The following is a 15,684-nucleotide window of genomic DNA, read 5'->3' on the forward strand; positions in this document are numbered from 1 at the left end:
CGACACACCGTCAGGCCCTACCCGCCCAACAACGTGACAACGCCGGCAGTCGCAGTGGCAGGCCGAGATGGCCGGGCATCCTCGCCCGACGCGCCGGAGTGGAGCCCGACGCCGACCTGAGCCCCGCACTTGCCGCCGGTGTCGCCCTCACCGCGTACCAGACCGCGCTGCGCCGCTGGGTGGACAGCGACGGCACCAAGGCCATGGACGAGCTGGTCGACCAGGCTTTCGCGATGATCACCCCGGCGCTCGACCTGAGCACGGACCCGAGCTGAACCTGCCTGCGGCCGGGCAGGCGTCGGTCCCCTGTCGAGGCCGAGCGCCTCCAGTCGCTGCACTGCGCCACTCCTGCATGCCAGCGCTCCGCCGGGACATCGGCCCCGTCGGCCCGTGAGGGCCGCACCCGGCCGGGCCGTGCCCGCAGCGGGACGTACACCCCGCCCTGTGCCGCGTCCGCGCCCGCACGAGGATCCGCTCGCCCCTTGGGAAGCGGCCTCACAGGGCATGGGCATGGGCATGCGGTGGCCGGCCCCGGTCTGGGGGCCGGGCACCGCATGGGTGGCTGGGTCAGACGGCCGACCAGCCGTTGTCGACGGGGAGCACGGCGCCGCTGCAGTTCGCGGACTCCGTAGACGGCGGTGGCCTCCTTGAAGGCGATCTCCTCTGTCGGTACGGCGATCTTCAGGTCGGGAAGCCGGCGGAAGACCTCGGGCAGGACGATCTGGAGTTCGGCGCGGGCCAGCGGCTGGCCGAGGCACTGGTGGATGCCGTAGCCGAAGGCCAGGTGCCGACGGACGTTGGCACGCTCCAGGTCGAGTTCGCCGGGGTTCGTGAAGAACTCCGAGTCCACGCAAGAAGTCTTGACGTGTACGCGACTGAATGGCTTTATGGGAGCGCTCCCATATGTTGGTCACACCCATGTCCACCCCCACCGCCACCCCCCACCCAAACACCCGCCGTCCGACCCTCTCGGCGCTCACCCCCACCTGGAGCCGCAGTGAGACCGACACGCAGCACCCAGCGCAGGAACCCCCTCGGCAGCCTCCTGGCCGGACTCTCGAGCCTGGTCGCGATCACCCTCCTCGGCGTCCTCGCCCCGGCCGTCGCCCTGGCGCAGTCGGCCCCCGACGTCCGGGCCACCGGCCTGCACATCAGCGACGGCCGGCTGCTGGAGGCAGGCGGCAACGACTTCGTGATGCGCGGCGTCAACCACGCCCACACCTGGTACCCGAACGAGACGCAGTCGCTGGCCGACATCAAGGCGCTGGGCGCCAACACCGTCCGCGTCGTCCTCTCCGACGGTCACCGCTGGACGAAGAACAGCCCGGCCGACGTGGCGAACGTCGTCGCCCAGTGCAAGGCCAACCGCCTCATCTGCGTCCTGGAGGTGCACGACACCACCGGATACGGCGAGGAGGCCGCCGCCGGCACGCTCGACCACGCCGCCGACTACTGGATCGGCCTCAAGGGCGTCCTCGTCGGCGAGGAGGACTACGTCGTCGTCAACATCGGCAACGAGCCCTGGGGCAACACCGATCCCGAGGGCTGGACCGCCCCCACCAAAGCCGCCGTGCGGAAGCTGCGGGCCGCCGGCTTCCAGCACACGATCATGGTGGACGCGCCGAACTGGGGCCAGGACTGGCAGGGCGTCATGCGCGCCAACGCCCAGTCCGTGTACGACGCCGACACCACCGGCAACCTGATCTTCTCGATCCACATGTACAGCGTCTTCGACACGGCCGCCGAGATCACCGACTACCTGGGCGCCTTCGTGAACGCCGGACTGCCCCTGCTCATCGGCGAGTTCGGCGGACCCGCCGACCAGTGGGGCGACCCCGACGAGGACGCCATGATGGCCGCCGCCGAGCAGTTCGACCTCGGCTATCTGGCCTGGTCCTGGAGCGGCAACACCGATCCGATCCTCGACCTGTCGATCGACTTCGACCCGACGAGGCTCAGCGCCTGGGGCCGGCGCATCTTCAACGGCGCCAACGGCATCGCGCAGACGGCCGAGGAGGCCACCGTCTTCGGCGGCGGTACCCCGGGCGACACCCAGGCGCCGAGCACCCCCGGCACCCCGGCCGCCTCGGCGGTGACGGCGACCTCGGCCACGCTCTCCTGGACGGCCGCCACCGACAACGTCGGCGTCGCCGGCTACGACATCGTCCGGGTGAGCGGCTCCACCGAGACCGCGCTCGCGGCCTCCACCACCAACTCCGTCACCCTCACCGGCCTCACCGCCGCCACGGCGTACACCTTCGCCGTCTACGCCCGCGACGCCGCCGGGAACCGGTCGGCGCGCTCGGCGACCCTGAACGTCACCACGGACGAGGGCGGCAACACCCCCGCCGGGAACTGCTCCGTGACGTACCGGGCCACCAACGAGTGGCCGGGCGGCTTCCAGGGAGAGATCGTCATCCGCAACACGGGCGCCACCGCCGTCAGCGGCTGGACTCTGGCCTTCGCCTTCTCCGACGGCCAGAAGGTCACCACCATGTGGGGCGGGACCGCCGCACAGAGCGGGGGCGCGGTGAGCGTGAAGCCCGCCTCCTACACCTCCACCATCCCGGCCGCGGGATCCGTGACGGTCGGGTTCATCGGGAGCAAGGGCACGACCAACACCGCGCCGACGGCCTTCACACTCAACGGGGCGAGCTGCGCGAGCAGTTGACCTCGCCCGGGTCGGGTGACCGTGCTTGCGAGGCGCCGGTTCCTGCCAGGTGGCCGTCCCTCGCGAGGTGACCGGCGGGGGCCTGCTCGCGGCCCCCGCCGGTCACGTCAGCGCCGGTCGCGTCAGCGTCGTACGAGCGTGATCCGGTAGGTCCGGGTCCGTGAGCCGTCCTCGCTCGTCACCGTGACGACGGCGGTCGTCCGGCCGACGCGGTCCACCGTGACGGTCGCGTACGGATCGCGCGGCGTCGCGGTGACCTTCGCCCGGGCCGGGTCGTCGGTGGCCACCCGGTAGGCGGTGGTGTCGGGGTCGAAGGCCCCGATCGGCCGGCCGGCCACCTCGACGGCTGTGGCGGCGGCGTCCGAGGAGACGCCGGGGCTCTTGGCGAACACCTCGATCTCGCCCATGGTGATGTAGCCGCCCTGACGCGCGGTCATGACCACACGCACACCGGTCACCGGGCCCGCGTCGAGCGGGACGTCGATCACCGGGGTGCCCTCGGTGCCGACCGCGACGGGGTCGCCCGCGTCGGTCCACGGCCCGTTCTCGGCGGCCCGGACCTGCACCGTCAGCCTCTCCGGGAAGGAGACGTTGGTCCCGTCCCGGTGGAAGTGCGCGACGACCCGGGTGAGGTCGCGGGCCTTCGGGAGGCCGAAGGTGATGGTGTCGGACGGGTTCTTGGTGCCCGACCGCCAGTTGGACCAGGCCTTCTCCGCGGTGATGCCGTTGCGCAGCCGCTCGGCGGAATAGCCGCTCTCGGTGTAGGTGGCGCCCACGGAGACCTTCGGGTCGGTCGCGATGTTGCTCTGCGTCGCCTCGGTGACCTGGACGCGTACGGTGGCCTCGGCGGTGGTGCCGCCGACGACCTCGGCGCTGCCCGTCAGGGTCACCACCCCCGCCTCGTCGAACGCCCCCTCGGGTGCCGTGTCCCAGCGCACCGGGAGGGTGGTCCGCCCGCCGTGCCGGCCGACGCCGACGACCGTCGCCGGCAGCTCCGGTGCGCCGCCCACGTACGTCTTGGCGCGGGCGGGCAGGGTCGAGGCGATCGTGTCGACGGTGACGAGGACCTTCGCGGGGTGCTTCCGGCCGAGGGCGTCGGTCGCCTCACCCGTCACCCGCACCGTCCCGGGCTTGCGCCACTTCCGGTCCGACGGCAGCTCCCACGCGACGGGCAGACTGCCGCGGGCGCCGTCCCGGAACACCGGGGTCACCGTCTCCGGCAGCTTCGGCCGCAGCCCGGGGACGGTGAACGCCTCGGCCCGCTCGGTGCGCAGCACGGTCTCGTCGGTCACCGTCCAGCGCTGGTTGGCGGCCGAGGTCGGGGTGTACGTCGCCACCTTGGCGCCGTCGGCCGAGGACTGCCCGGTGACGTCGACGAGGCGGCCGGTGGCGACGTTCACGAAGGTCCAACTGCCGTCGCCCGTGGTCGACATGATCCACTGAGCGGCCGCGGGGACCTCGCCGTCGGCCGGGTCCTCCAGGACGGCCTGGTCGTCGTGGACGGCGAGGCGCCCGCCGGTGACGGCGTTGGTGAGGGCGTACCGCTCGCGGTTGTCGCGGCCCGGGGTCAGCTTCCGGGCCGACCACAGCTGACGGGCGCTCGCGGCGTCGGTGGTGCGGATGACGACGCCGGCGCCGTCCTCCGACGGGGTGAGCGACTTGCCGCTCTGGGCGCCCTGGAGCCGGTACACATGGCCGGGCTGGACGAGGGCGGCGTCCTTCGCCACACCGCTGACCCCGTCGACCAGGAAGGTGGTGACGGACTTGGCCGGCACGTCGAGGGTGGCGGCACGGTCCTTCACCCGGACCGACGTGCCCTCGACGAGGGCCCCGTCGGCGCTCGTCACGACGGGGGTGACGGTGGCGCGGGAGGAGACCTTGCCGAAGCGCGAGAGGTCCAGGGTCACCGAACGCCCGGTCGTGCCGCTGTTGACGTGGACCACGGAGGCCGCGCGGCCGGACTTCCTGACGGCGGCGACGCTGGAGGGGTCGTCGACCTTCACGAAGCGGTCGCCGGGACGGATGTGGTGGGTGAAGTTGCGGATGGTGTGGAACTTGGAGTTGGCCCGGACCGGGCAGGTCTCCAGGGTGTCCGTGGCCGTGCAGTTGAACGGTACGTGGACGCTGCCCCAGTTCTTGCCGGCGGCGGCCTGTGGGATCGAGTCCTCGATCGGCTGCCAGAACACCCAGGCGGAGGGCTCCAGTTCGCGCATGTCGTCGACCATGCGGGTCGCGATCCCGAGCCCCGGTTCCATGCTCGTGAAGTCGGTGCCGGTGCCCCAGGTGCCCTCGACCTCGCTCATCCAGAGCTTCTTGCCGGCGCCCTTGGCGATGTCACGGGCGCTGGTGCGCATACCGGTGCCGTAGGTGTGCACGTTCAGCTGGGGGACCGCCGCCCGCGCGGAGGCGTCGTACGCGTTCCAGTTCTGGGTGAAGATCGTGGGGTTGGTCTCGTCCATCGCGGAGATCTCGGCGTCGGTCGCCGCCCCCTCCAGCGCCTTGTCGAGGGCGAGGACGACCTTCTGCTGGAGCGCGGGGCCGGCGTGCGCGCCCTCCTGGCGGCCTCCCGTGGGCTGGCCGTTCGCGCCGATCTGGGTGCCCCAGTAGTTGGTGTTGGGCTCGTTCAGCGGGGCGATGGTGTCGAAGTCGATGCCGTGCCGCTTCTCCAACTCCTCGGTGACGCGCACCAGATACGTGGCGAACTCGTCGACGCGGTCGGCCCGGATCTGGTCCGTGTTCGCGTCGAAGCCGCCCGAGACATAGCCGCTGACGGTCTGGAACCAGGGCGGCGAGTTGCTGAACGCCTCCCAGGTGTCGACCTTGTCCTTGATCTGGTCGACCCACCAGCGCTGGCCCGAGTCGGCGTCCCAGTCCCAGTGGTCGGCGTTGTTCGGGTCCCACCACTCCATGTCCTGCCGGGTGGTGCCCTCGGGGGCCTTCCAGAAGCCGTCCATGGTCGCGCCGGCCTTCATGTAGTCCTTGCGGACGTCCGGGGCGTTGCCGCCGCCGATGTTGTAGCGGGCGATGGTGAGACCGAGGCCGTCCTCGCCGAACAGCATGTCGACGAGCCGTCTTCGGACGGGCTCCGGGTAGTTCCCCGTGGCGTTGGCGAACCAGACGAGGCTGGTGCCCCAGCCCTCGAACTCCTGCTGCCGGTACGACGGGTCGATCCGCACGGTGACCGCGCTCGACGCCGCCACGGCCGCCGTGTCCGCGCTCGCCGGGGGCGCGGCCATGAGACCCGCACCGAGGACCAGGGGGGTCGTGGCTGCCAGAGCCCGGGCGATGCGATGTCGTGGGGTCACGACACTCCTTCCACAACACAGAGGCGTACGCGATTTCGTTGACATGCCCAAAACACGTGCTTAGCATTCAGGAAACTGAAAGCGCTTTCTAGCCCTTGTGTGCACGGATTCACGCGAATTCGTACGACCCGGAAGGGGCGGGCGCCGTCGTCGAACCCCGCACGTACTGCACCCACACGCTGGACCCCACCGCAGGCGTCCCGGCCCTCGTACGGGCCGGGGCAGGCACCGGAAGGATCAGTGCCTGAACTCCCCACACCCCCCCACGAAAACAGGAGAGTCCCATGCACTCACCGCGCAGGAAGGTGGTCGTGGCCGCGCTGGCTGCCGTGCTGCTCGCCGGACCCGGTGTCGCGCAGGCGGCCCCGCAGGCCGGGCCCGTGCCCGGCGAGCGGGCGGCGGCCGCCACCATCACCTGGACCCTCGTCCGGGCGAGCAACCCGACCCAGGACCAGCAGTCGGCGTACACCGCCATCACGACCGCCATGAACGCGGCCGTCGCCCGGTACAACAACCTCAGCGACCTCGGCAAGACCATCACCGTCCGCTACGAGCCGGGCGTCCCCACCGCCGACGGCAACATCAACGGGACCATCCGCTTCGGCTCCAACCGCAGTTACATGAACGAGCGGACCGCGCTGCACGAGATCGCGCACACCATCGGCGTCGGCACCAGCGCGGGCTGGTCGCGGCTGGGCGGCAGCGGCACCTGGACCGGCACGCGGGCCACCGCCCTGATCCGGCAGTACGACGGGGCGAACGCGAAGATCTCCACCGGGGGCGGCCACTTCTGGCCGTACGGGCTCAACTACGACAACGAGTTCTCCGGCACGGCGGCCGACCGGCACGTCCGGATCGTCTCCGCGATGGTCGGCGACGGGCTCTGACACCGCTGACGGCGACGGGCTCTGACTCCCCTGACAACGGCGGCGGTTGGTGCCCGGTGACAAAGGCGCGGACGGTGGCTGCGTTGTTGTGAGCACGGGGCGGTCGGGCCGCGTTCGCGGTCCTACCGTCCCCAGCATGAACACGAGTCACAGCGGAGGAAAGACCTCACGACCACTGCGCAGCGCCGCGCTGGCGGTGCTGCTGACCGTCGGGGCGGTCACCGGCGCCGCCCCGGACGCCCGGGGCGAGAGCGGGCGCACCGAGACGGCCGTCGCGTCGGCGAGCCCCGTCGACGACGTGACCGAGACCCTGGTCCGGGTGCGGGCGCCCCTGCCGGCGTCCTTCGGAGCGCGGCCGGCGGCGTGCGACTGGCTGTCGTACCTGCGCTACCGATCCGCCGACGGGCCCGCGGCCTCGGCGGACGCGGACCGGATACTCGTCGCCCAGCCGGGCATCCTGGAAGGCGCCGGAGCCTTCGACAGCGTCGCCCGCAACACCGTCGCCCGCGCCGCCGCACAGGGCCGGCACATCGAGTTCTGGGCCCTGGACCGGCGCTCCAACTGCCTGGAGGACCGCACCGGCGTCGCCTCCGGCGACCAGCACACGGCCGTCGACTACTACTACCGGGACAAGCGGGTCGACGGCCGCACATTCGACGGCTACGTCGGCAACGCCGACCTGGGCTGGATGGCGAAGCTCGGGATCGAGCGGACCGTCCGCGACCAGTACGACCTGCTCACCGCCGAACTGCCCGACCAGCGGGTGCGCGAGGAGAAGGTGCTGTGCGGCGGCCACTCGCTCGGCGGAGTCGTCACCGGGTACTTCGCGACCGCCGACTTCGACGGCGACCGGACCACCACGGCCGACGCCGGGCACCGCCAGTGCGCCGGCTACTTCGCCCTCGACACCACCGTCTCCACCTCGCTCGCCGACCTCAGCGGCAGCATCCCCGACGACACCGGCCTGCCCGACGTCGGCCTCGGCTACGGCGCCGTGCAGGCCGGGCTCGACAGCGGGGTCCTCTCCCGCACGCTGTCCGCGCCGGTGCTGCTCAACCCCGAGATGATGACCCTGCTGGCCATCGCCGGCCTCGGCGCGCTGCAGGACCCGGACGGCGAGGCCACCCTGCCCCGGTACCTGCCCCTGAACGCCAACATCGAGGTCACCAACCGCTTCCTGTTCTCCGAGGACACCGCCACCTTCCTCTCCGGCTCACCGGCGGTGCGGGACTTCCGGCTCACCAACGAGGCGATCCTCGGCGCGCTGATGGACGACCACTCGGTGCCGTTGGCGTTCCTCCAGAGCAGCGTGGGGTTCTTCGACGGCGGGCCGATCGCCGACAAGAACTTCCCCGTCGCCAACGGGAGTTCCGGGCAACCGGCGCTGTTCGGCAGCGAGTACAAGGCCATCCCCGACCGGCCGGGCGGCCCCCTCTACACCTGGCGCGACTACGACCGGGTCGGCGACCCCGACGACCCCGGGTACCGGTCGGCCGACGGCACCCCGTTCACCGACGCGGGCAAGGAGGTCACCGACATCCAGGAACTGGCCCGCAGCATGGCCCAGCAACCGCTGGACTTCACCGAGCAGTACTTCCCCACCAAGCTCGTCACCGACCTCCAACTCGCCACCTCGCCCCAGGTGAAGCGCCTCGTCGTCCACCCGGACGGTCTCACCGCCGACCCGACGCTCACCGTCCTCGCGGGCGACGGCCTGCTCGCGGGCCGCGTCCCGGCCGACCTCGACCCCGTCGTCGCCGACGGCTACCAGCACCTCGACGTGCTCACCGCCGCGCCCGTCCAGAACGACGGCCGCCCCGAGCCCGTCTCCACCAGCCTGACGGAGTTCGCGAGGAACCCCGAATAGGACCCCGTACGCCAGCGGGCAGGATGCCGTAGCGGAGGGGCCCTGCCCGCTTGCCGTCTCTGACTCCCACACCGTCGCTGTCGCCGCCGATGTCGCCGCCGATGTCGCCGTCGCCGTCGCCGACGTCGAGTCCGATCCGCCATGATTCTGGGGCTACGAGCATGCTGGAAGGCAAGGGGAGACGATGACCGACGACCGCAAGACGACCGTGCCCGTGTGGACGCTGGCGACCGCTGACGTCCGGGTGCCAGGGTTGACCGCGGGCGAGTCGATGACGGCCGAGCGGCTGGCTGAACTGCGCGGAGTGCTGGCCGTCCTGGCCGACGAGCCGATCGTCACTCTTGAGGCGCATCCACTGCCCGACAAGATCGACCGAGGCCGTGGCATCCCGCTCGACGCCGCGAGCCCCTTGGCCCAGCACCTCTCGCAATTCATCACGCAATCGGCGCGGAGCTCCCTCACAGCGGCCAGGGCGACCACTTCCGGCGAGAATCTGTACCGCATGGTGGTCCCGGCGAAGGTCGCCGCCCAGCTTGGGCAGGGGATCGTCCGCCCGATGGCGTCGAAGGCGGTGGCCGGTGGCATTCGCGGTCCGCTCATGGACACGGCCGGCAAGATCGCCGGCGGTGCGACGTTCGTACCGGTGGGAGGAGCGGCGGCGGCAGGCACGGCCGGCGGGGCCGGTGCGACCGCCGGTGCCGTGGCCGCCGGTGGCACGGCGCTCACCGTGGCCGCTCCGCTCGTGCTCATGGCCGTGGCGGTGGGGGTGAGCGCGCACGCCGACCAGAAGCGTCAACAGGCCATCGGTCACATCACGGAACTGCTGGAGCAGCTTCAGCAGGACAAGCTCGACGACGAGCACAGTGCGCTCAACGGCTGCCGTGCGGCCATCGACAAGGCCACGGCCATCCTGCTCGACCAGGGCAAGCCAGGTGTCTCGCTGGGACTCGACTCGGCGGTGCACACCATCGACACGGCGCTCAGCAAAGCCGACCTCCGGCTGTCCCGATGGCGGAGCGCGCTCGACAGGCTGCCCGAGGGCGAGGCCGTCGAACTCGGCACGCTGACCGAGTCGTTCCCCGGCGTCGAAGACCATGGCGGCACGTTCCGCACCCACCTCGAACTCGCCTCCCTGGCCATCGCGCTGATGCGGCGGGTCGTGGTCCTCCAGGCCGTCGAGCACGCCCAGGGTGAACCCGGCAACCCCTTCGAGAACTTCACCCGTGCGCTCAAGCGCGATCAGCAGCGCCTCGACGAGTTGGAATCGGGCATCGCCGGTGTCCTGGTGCGCCTGTCAGCACTGGAACTGGGCCGACCGAAAAAGCGGCCGGTCTTCACGACAGGTGACGTCGATCGCCTCATGAGTGCAGCCCACCGCATTCATCAGCTGGGCGACGGCGTCACGCTCCACAGCCGCACGACGGACATGGCGATCGACATCGCCCGCGACAAGGACGGCTCCGTGCTCGTGTTCCCCGCGCTGGCCGCATAGGCGCGAGCGCGCCGCCGTGCGGAAGACCCAGGAGGATCTCGCTCCTCCTGGGCCTTCGCTCCGGCCGTGACCGTCGGCTGTGGCGGGGGCCTCAGACCTTCGTCGCGGCGAAGGCCGCCGCCGCGTCCGCGTTGGCGGAGTAGCCGAGGTGGGCGCCCACGTCACCGCCGCCGCTCTCGCACACGGGGTCTCCGGTCGCACAGAAGTCGATGGTGCGACTCTGGTAGGTGCCGGTGACGCTCTTGCCGATGGCCCGGATCGGGTTGCCGAACAGCAGGACCGCCGAGACCCTCGGTTCGAGCGCGGCGGGGATGGTGGCCACGATGGGGCTGCCGACGACCGCGCCCGCGCTGCTGATGCCGATGGAATTGTCGACGACGTTCGCGCCCTGCGAATAGCCGACCAGGATGAAACGCTGGTTCGGGCAGGCCGCCGCCTGGCTCCTGACGTGGTTCACCAGATCCGTGTTGCCCTGTGCGGCCGACGTGAGGGAAAGGTTCGCGGGGTAGTTCACCTTGTAGCTGGACAGCGATTTGCCGGTGATTTTCCTCTGCAGTGCGGAATACACGGGGTCGCCGACGATGAAGCCGAGCGTGCCCGGCTCGAAGGTGCCGCGAGCGGCTACGACGTCGATGTCCGTGCAGGCCGCGGCGGTGGCGGCGGGTGCCGAGACGGTGGCCAGTCCGGCCCCGCCGACCAGCGAGAGCGCGGCGAGACACAAGCGGATACGCATGGGGATCCTTTGAGGGTGGGGCGCGCGGAGCGCCTGCGGAAAGGACTTCCCGAAGCTATTCGCTGGGTCGGGCCGAGTGTTATGGACGGGAATTCAGTAATCACTTTTCTTTTTGCGCCGAGGTGAGTCCGAGGTGGGTCCGAGGCGGGTCTTTCTCGTGCGCCGACGTCGCGTCCTGTCGATCTCGCTACTGAACTTGAACTCGTGATGTCGGTCGACTCATGGTGACGGCGTCAGGTCCGAGACCGCCTGCTGTTACCGGCTCGGGCTCAGGACGGTGGCTGTAGCCAGCGCCGCGCCGCGGTGAGATTCACCTCGACGTCATCGCTCCAAGAGCAGACCTCCAGCCATGAGAGGTAGCCGCCTTGCGCGAAGACCAGGACCTCGCCAGGGCACTCGCCGGTTTCGGTGAACAGCTGCACGTCGGCAGCCACGACGGTGCCGGGGCCCGTTGGCGCGGGCTCCACCGCGTCGGTGTCAAGGCCGAAGTAGGCAGTGCCGCAACCGCACTCACAGCGGGATTGCACCCTGAGTTGAGGCACCTGCCGTCGGAGGGCGACGTGAACGGGCTCGTCCGGATTCAGGACGAGGCCAAGCACGTCGGCTACGTCCTCGGGCAGGCTGTCAGTCATGCCGCCACCGTAGCTGACCAGCAGCTTTGGACTTCGAACAATTTTGCCCGCCCTCGAAACGCTCCACGGCCTGGAGCCGTAACCGCTCCCGCGTGATCCTCTCGGCGTCGGTCAGCCCGCCGCCCTGCGCATACCTCACACCCAACGGCTATCGGTGCCGACGGCCAGCTGTCAGGCGAACGGCACCGACATCACCCAATCAAGTTCAGTACCGGGATTCATTCGCAGTGCTCCGGTCTTCAGGCCGGGGGTGAAGCGAATCTGATGACAGCGACGCGGAGCGTCGCGGCATTGTTCCGGCGGAGCCGGACGCTGCGGTGGGTGGGGTGGGGGTGGGACGGTCAGGGTGACAGTTCGTTCATCTGTTCTCTGTGGTGACGCGTGTGCGATCTCCCTAGTGTGATCGTCATGCAGCTCCGGTACGCCTTCAGGCTCTACCCGGATGCCGGTCAGCGCACCGCGCTGGCCAGGGCGTTCGGGTGCGCCCGTGTCGTGTTCAACGACGCGGTGCGTGCCCGCGAGGACGCCCGGAAGGCCGGGCAGCCGTTCCCGACGGCCGGAGAGCTGTCGAGGAGAATGGTCACCGAGGCGAAGCGGACAGCGGAACGGTCCTGGCTGGGCGAGGTCTCCGCGGTCGTCCTGCAGCAGTCCCTGCGGGACGCCGAGGCCGCGTACCGCAACTTCTTCGCCTCCCTCAAGGGCGCTCGCAGGGGACGGAAGGTCGGCTCGCCCCGTTTCAAGTCGCGTAAGGACGCGCGGCAGTCGATTCGGTTCACGGCCAACGCCCGCTGGAGCATCACCGGCAGTGGCCGGCTGAACCTGCCGAAGATCGGTGCGGTGAAGGTGAAGTGGTCCCGCACGCTGCCCAGTACGCCCAGCTCGGTCACCGTGGTGATGGACGCGGCCGGCCGGTATTTCGCCTCCTTCGTCATCGACACCGACCCCGCCGCCGACGCCGCCCGGATGCCCGAGTCCGACCGCACCATCGGCATCGATCTCGGCCTCACACACTTCGCGGTCCTGTCCGACGGCACGAAGATCGACTCCCCGCGGTTTCTGCGCCGGGCGGAGAAGAAGCTGAAGAAGGCCCAGCGTGAGCTGTCCCGTAAGCAGAAGGGATCGAAGAACCGGGCCAAGGCCCGCCACAAGGTCGCCCGCGCCCACGCCCAGGTTGCCGACGCGCGCCGTGAGTTCCACCACCAGCTCTCCACGAGGCTGATCTGCGAGAACCAAGGGATCGCCGTGGAGGACCTGTCGGTGGCGGGACTGGCCCGCACCAGGCTGGCCAAGTCCGTGCACGACGCCGGATGGTCCTCCTTCATCAGCATGCTGAAGTACAAGGCGGCCCGGTACGGCCGCACCCTGGTCGCGATCGGCCGGTTCACGCCGACCTCCCAGACCTGCTCCGCCTGCGGCACGGTGGACGGGCCCAAACCCCTCAACGTGCGGGAATGGACGTGTGGCGCCTGCGGCGCGGTCCACGACCGGGACGTCAACGCCGCACTCAACATCAAGACGGCCGCCGGACTGGCGGTGACGGCCTGCGGAGCGCCGGTAGGACCGGGATCAATCCCGGCACGGCGCGAAGAAACAGGAAGCCACGGAATCCCGACCGGAAACCGTGCCGCGTAGCGGCACAGCTACCAGTCGAGAAGGCCAGAATCCTCGCCCTTCAGGGCGAGGAGCAAGTCAAGCGGTGAACGTGCCGTCCTCGCGCAGTGCTTCCGCGCGCAGGGCGAGGATCAGGTCCAGGCGGGTGCCGGGGTCGTGCAGGGCCTCGCCGAAGAGCTTCTCCAGCTGCCGCAGGCGGTAGCGGACCGTCTGCGGATGGATGTGGAGGCGGGCGGCGACATCGGGTACGTTGCTGCCGCTGAGCAGCCAGGCCAGGAGAGTCTCGGCCAGGCGGCCCCGGGGGCCTTCCGCCACCGCGTCCAGCGGGGCCAGCGCCCGTGACTGGAGCTGCGCGAGCATCGGTTCGTCGCCGTACAGCAGCAGCGTCGACAGATGGTCGGCGCAGCGCACCACGCCCTGCCGGGGCAGGATGCCGCGGCCCATCAGACCGAGCGCGCGGGCGGCCCAGTGCAGTGAGCGGGACGCGTCGGCGAGCGGGACCGTCGGGCCGATCGCGGCGGGCCTGCCGCGCAGCGCCAGCGTGAAGGCGCGGCCCCCGAAACGGCCGGAACCCTCCGGGTCGGGCACCAGCATCCGGGGCGGCCGGGAGCCCATGTCCACCAGCGCGCCCGCCGCCGCGAGCGGCCGTTCCGCCTCCCGCTGGTCCGGGGGGGCCGCCAACGCCACGACCGCGACCTGCCGCGGCACCGTCCACCGGGCGGTGTGCGCCAGGTCCCGCACCGCCTCCGGGGCCACCGGCCCCTCGCCCAGCAGGACGTCCAGCAGCCGCCTGCGCCGCCGCTCCAGCTCGTCCGTGCTGCGCGGCTGCGCCTCCGAGTAGCCGGCGGCCGCCGCCTCGGCGACCTCGTGCACGGTCCGGAACGCCAGCTCGCCCAGAGCCGCCACCACAGAGGAGTCCAGGCCCAGTCTCTCCGCCGAACGACCCATCAGCCGCCACGCGTGCAGGCCCCCGACCCGCAGCGCCGACTGCAACGAGTCCAGACCACGGCCCTCCAACGCCACGCCGCGGCCCAGTGCGTAGTACGTCGCCGTGATGGCCGCGCCCTGCCCGTGCGGATCGGCGATGTGGTCCACGAACAGCGTCAACGCTTGCACGACCCCCGAGCGGAGATGCGCGCGGAACTCCCCGTCCGCGGGCTGGGCGTACTCCGGGACCTGCCGGCGCACCTCTGCCTCCACCTCGTCGGCGACGGCCTCCAACTGGTCGCGCAGCAGTCTGGCGAGCTCGGGCGGCACGCGGGTGGCACCGGGACCGTCCGGCAGGCCGTGCGGCGGGGTGGGGGCAGCCATGGCGGACCCTCCTTTCCCCCGGAAGCGGCTCACCCGCGGGCTGGTGCCCGTGGGGCGAGGGGCAAGTCCTGGGTTGGACGGACGTCCCCTGCGCTCCGTTCCGTGCCCCGACGGCAGCGGCCTCACGCCGGCACCCCCAGCGCACCGGCGAGCATCGGCCACGACGCCGTGAACTCCCGCTTCCAGTACGCCCAGCTGTGTCCCCCGCCCGCGTAGAAATGGGTCGTCACCGGGATCCGCAGCAGCGCCAGCGTGTCCGTGAACGCGTGGGCGGACGGCCACAGCGCGCTCTCCAGTGCCTCGGGGAGCCAGTCGCCGACGCCGCCGACGACTCCGCTGCCGCTCGACACGTACAGGGAGGTGCCGCGCAGTCCCGCCGCGCGCGAACGCGGGTTGAAGTCCCGCCAGGTGAGCACGTTCTGGAGGTGGCTGCCCCACAGCGACGGGGGCGCGAGTCCCTCGCGGGCCACGATGGCACCCATCAGGGTCGGCACGCCGGGGGTCGTCGTGTCGAGGATGCCGCTGTACGAGGCCGCCGCGGCGAAGACCCCCGGGTGCCGTGCCGCGTGCGCCATGGCTCCGTAGCCGCCCGTCGAGACACCGGCGACGACCCGGACCCCGGACGCCCGGTACTGCCGGGCGAGCAGGGCCGGGACCTCCTCGACCTGGAACGTCTCGTAGTCCGGGCCGCTGCGCCAGGCGGTGGGGATGCCGGTCGGCCCCGCGTCCGGCATCGCCACGATCAGCTCACGGCCTGCCGTGAACGCCTCGATGTCCGTCTCCCGGGTCCATGACGTGTGGTCGTCGTGCGCGCCGTGGAGGAGGTACAGCACGGGATACGTCCGGGCGGGCCGCGCGTCGAAGGAGGTGGGGAGGATCAGCCGCACCGGGGCGCTGCGGCCCAGGGCGGCGGAGGGGAGGGAGACGTCGAGGGTCCGGGGGCCGAGGCGCGTGACGGTGCCGGGACCAGGGGCGGCGGTGGGGGCGGTGGTCCCGGTGGCCGTCCGGCCGGTGCGCCGGGCGGAGGGCCGGGACACGGTCGCCCCGGCGGTGCGGGTGGTCGCGGCACCGAGGAGTGCGGCCAGTCCGCCCACGGCGGCCGCTCTGGTGACGGCGCGACGAGACGGCTCGACGGTGCGGTCGCTGGGGTCGATGGGCTCGGTCATGGCGGCTCT

The 15,684-nt window shown here is 71.3% G+C and carries 11 protein-coding genes and 2 pseudogenes; 6 read left to right on the plus strand and 7 right to left on the minus strand.

Annotation, left to right across the window (positions count from 1 at the left end; translation table 11 throughout):
- The first annotated feature begins 98 nt into the window (after window positions 1–98).
- Window positions 99–275: an acyl-CoA-like ligand-binding transcription factor gene (locus ACZ9QC_RS36655; RefSeq protein ID WP_472917013.1), complete on the plus strand. Its 177-nt coding sequence runs from the start codon at window positions 99–101 to the stop codon at window positions 273–275.
- Window positions 276–754: 479 nt separating this feature from the next.
- Here ACZ9QC_RS36655 and ACZ9QC_RS36660 read toward each other — a convergent pair.
- Window positions 755–850 (minus strand): annotated as a pseudogene (locus ACZ9QC_RS36660) (hypothetical protein); the annotation flags it as partial.
- 147 nt (window positions 851–997) lie between these two features.
- On the opposite strand from ACZ9QC_RS36660, the gene ACZ9QC_RS36665 reads away from it, so the two are divergent.
- The gene (locus ACZ9QC_RS36665) at window positions 998–2,671 is read left to right on the plus strand and encodes a cellulase family glycosylhydrolase (RefSeq protein WP_472917014.1); all 1,674 of its coding nucleotides are present in this window, start codon (window positions 998–1,000) and stop codon (window positions 2,669–2,671) included.
- A gap of 122 nt (window positions 2,672–2,793) precedes the next feature.
- Here ACZ9QC_RS36665 and ACZ9QC_RS36670 read toward each other — a convergent pair whose 3' ends face one another.
- On the minus strand, window positions 2,794–5,976 hold the full coding sequence (locus ACZ9QC_RS36670; RefSeq protein ID WP_472917015.1) for a glycoside hydrolase: 3,183 nt from the start codon (window positions 5,974–5,976) through the stop codon (window positions 2,794–2,796).
- 284 nt (window positions 5,977–6,260) lie between these two features.
- Here ACZ9QC_RS36670 and ACZ9QC_RS36675 point away from each other — a divergent pair, with 284 nt between their 5' ends.
- The 3 genes from ACZ9QC_RS36675 to ACZ9QC_RS36685 all read left to right on the plus strand — a co-directional run bounded on the left by ACZ9QC_RS36675 (window position 6,261) and on the right by ACZ9QC_RS36685 (window position 10,222).
- Window positions 6,261–6,863: a hypothetical protein gene (locus tag ACZ9QC_RS36675; RefSeq protein WP_472917016.1), complete on the plus strand. Its 603-nt coding sequence runs from the start codon at window positions 6,261–6,263 to the stop codon at window positions 6,861–6,863.
- Window positions 6,864–6,999: 136 nt separating this feature from the next.
- The gene (locus ACZ9QC_RS36680) at window positions 7,000–8,730 is read left to right on the plus strand and encodes a hypothetical protein (RefSeq protein ID WP_472917017.1); all 1,731 of its coding nucleotides are present in this window, start codon (window positions 7,000–7,002) and stop codon (window positions 8,728–8,730) included.
- A 184-nt stretch (window positions 8,731–8,914) separates the two neighbouring features.
- Window positions 8,915–10,222 carry a hypothetical protein gene (locus ACZ9QC_RS36685; RefSeq protein WP_472917018.1) on the plus strand — a complete coding sequence of 436 codons (1,308 nt, stop codon included), beginning with the start codon at window positions 8,915–8,917 and terminating at the stop codon, window positions 10,220–10,222.
- A gap of 91 nt (window positions 10,223–10,313) precedes the next feature.
- Here ACZ9QC_RS36685 and ACZ9QC_RS36690 read toward each other — a convergent pair whose 3' ends face one another.
- From ACZ9QC_RS36690 to ACZ9QC_RS36700, 3 genes and pseudogenes are all read right to left on the minus strand, one after another.
- Window positions 10,314–10,955: a cutinase family protein gene (locus ACZ9QC_RS36690; protein WP_472917019.1), complete on the minus strand. Its 642-nt coding sequence runs from the start codon at window positions 10,953–10,955 to the stop codon at window positions 10,314–10,316.
- 269 nt (window positions 10,956–11,224) lie between these two features.
- Entirely contained in the window at window positions 11,225–11,587 is a 363-nt protein-coding gene (locus ACZ9QC_RS36695; protein WP_472917020.1) for a hypothetical protein, read from the minus strand.
- A 1-nt stretch (window position 11,588) separates the two neighbouring features.
- Window positions 11,589–11,726 (minus strand): annotated as a pseudogene (locus ACZ9QC_RS36700) (IS630 family transposase); the annotation flags it as partial.
- Window positions 11,727–11,995: 269 nt separating this feature from the next.
- On the opposite strand from ACZ9QC_RS36700, the gene ACZ9QC_RS36705 reads away from it, so the two are divergent.
- Window positions 11,996–13,219: an RNA-guided endonuclease InsQ/TnpB family protein gene (locus ACZ9QC_RS36705; RefSeq protein ID WP_472917021.1), complete on the plus strand. Its 1,224-nt coding sequence runs from the start codon at window positions 11,996–11,998 to the stop codon at window positions 13,217–13,219.
- A 57-nt stretch (window positions 13,220–13,276) separates the two neighbouring features.
- On the opposite strand, the gene ACZ9QC_RS36710 is transcribed toward ACZ9QC_RS36705, so the two are convergent.
- Window positions 13,277–14,509 (minus strand): PucR family transcriptional regulator, encoded by a 1,233-nt coding sequence (locus ACZ9QC_RS36710; RefSeq protein WP_472917022.1) that lies wholly within the window; start codon window positions 14,507–14,509, stop codon window positions 13,277–13,279.
- Window positions 14,510–14,631: 122 nt separating this feature from the next.
- Window positions 14,632–15,675, minus strand: coding sequence for an alpha/beta hydrolase (locus ACZ9QC_RS36715; protein WP_472917023.1), 1,044 nt, complete (start codon window positions 15,673–15,675; stop codon window positions 14,632–14,634).
- Window positions 15,676–15,684 lie beyond the last annotated feature (9 nt).

Source organism: Streptomyces sp. HUAS MS02 (assembly GCF_055702265.1).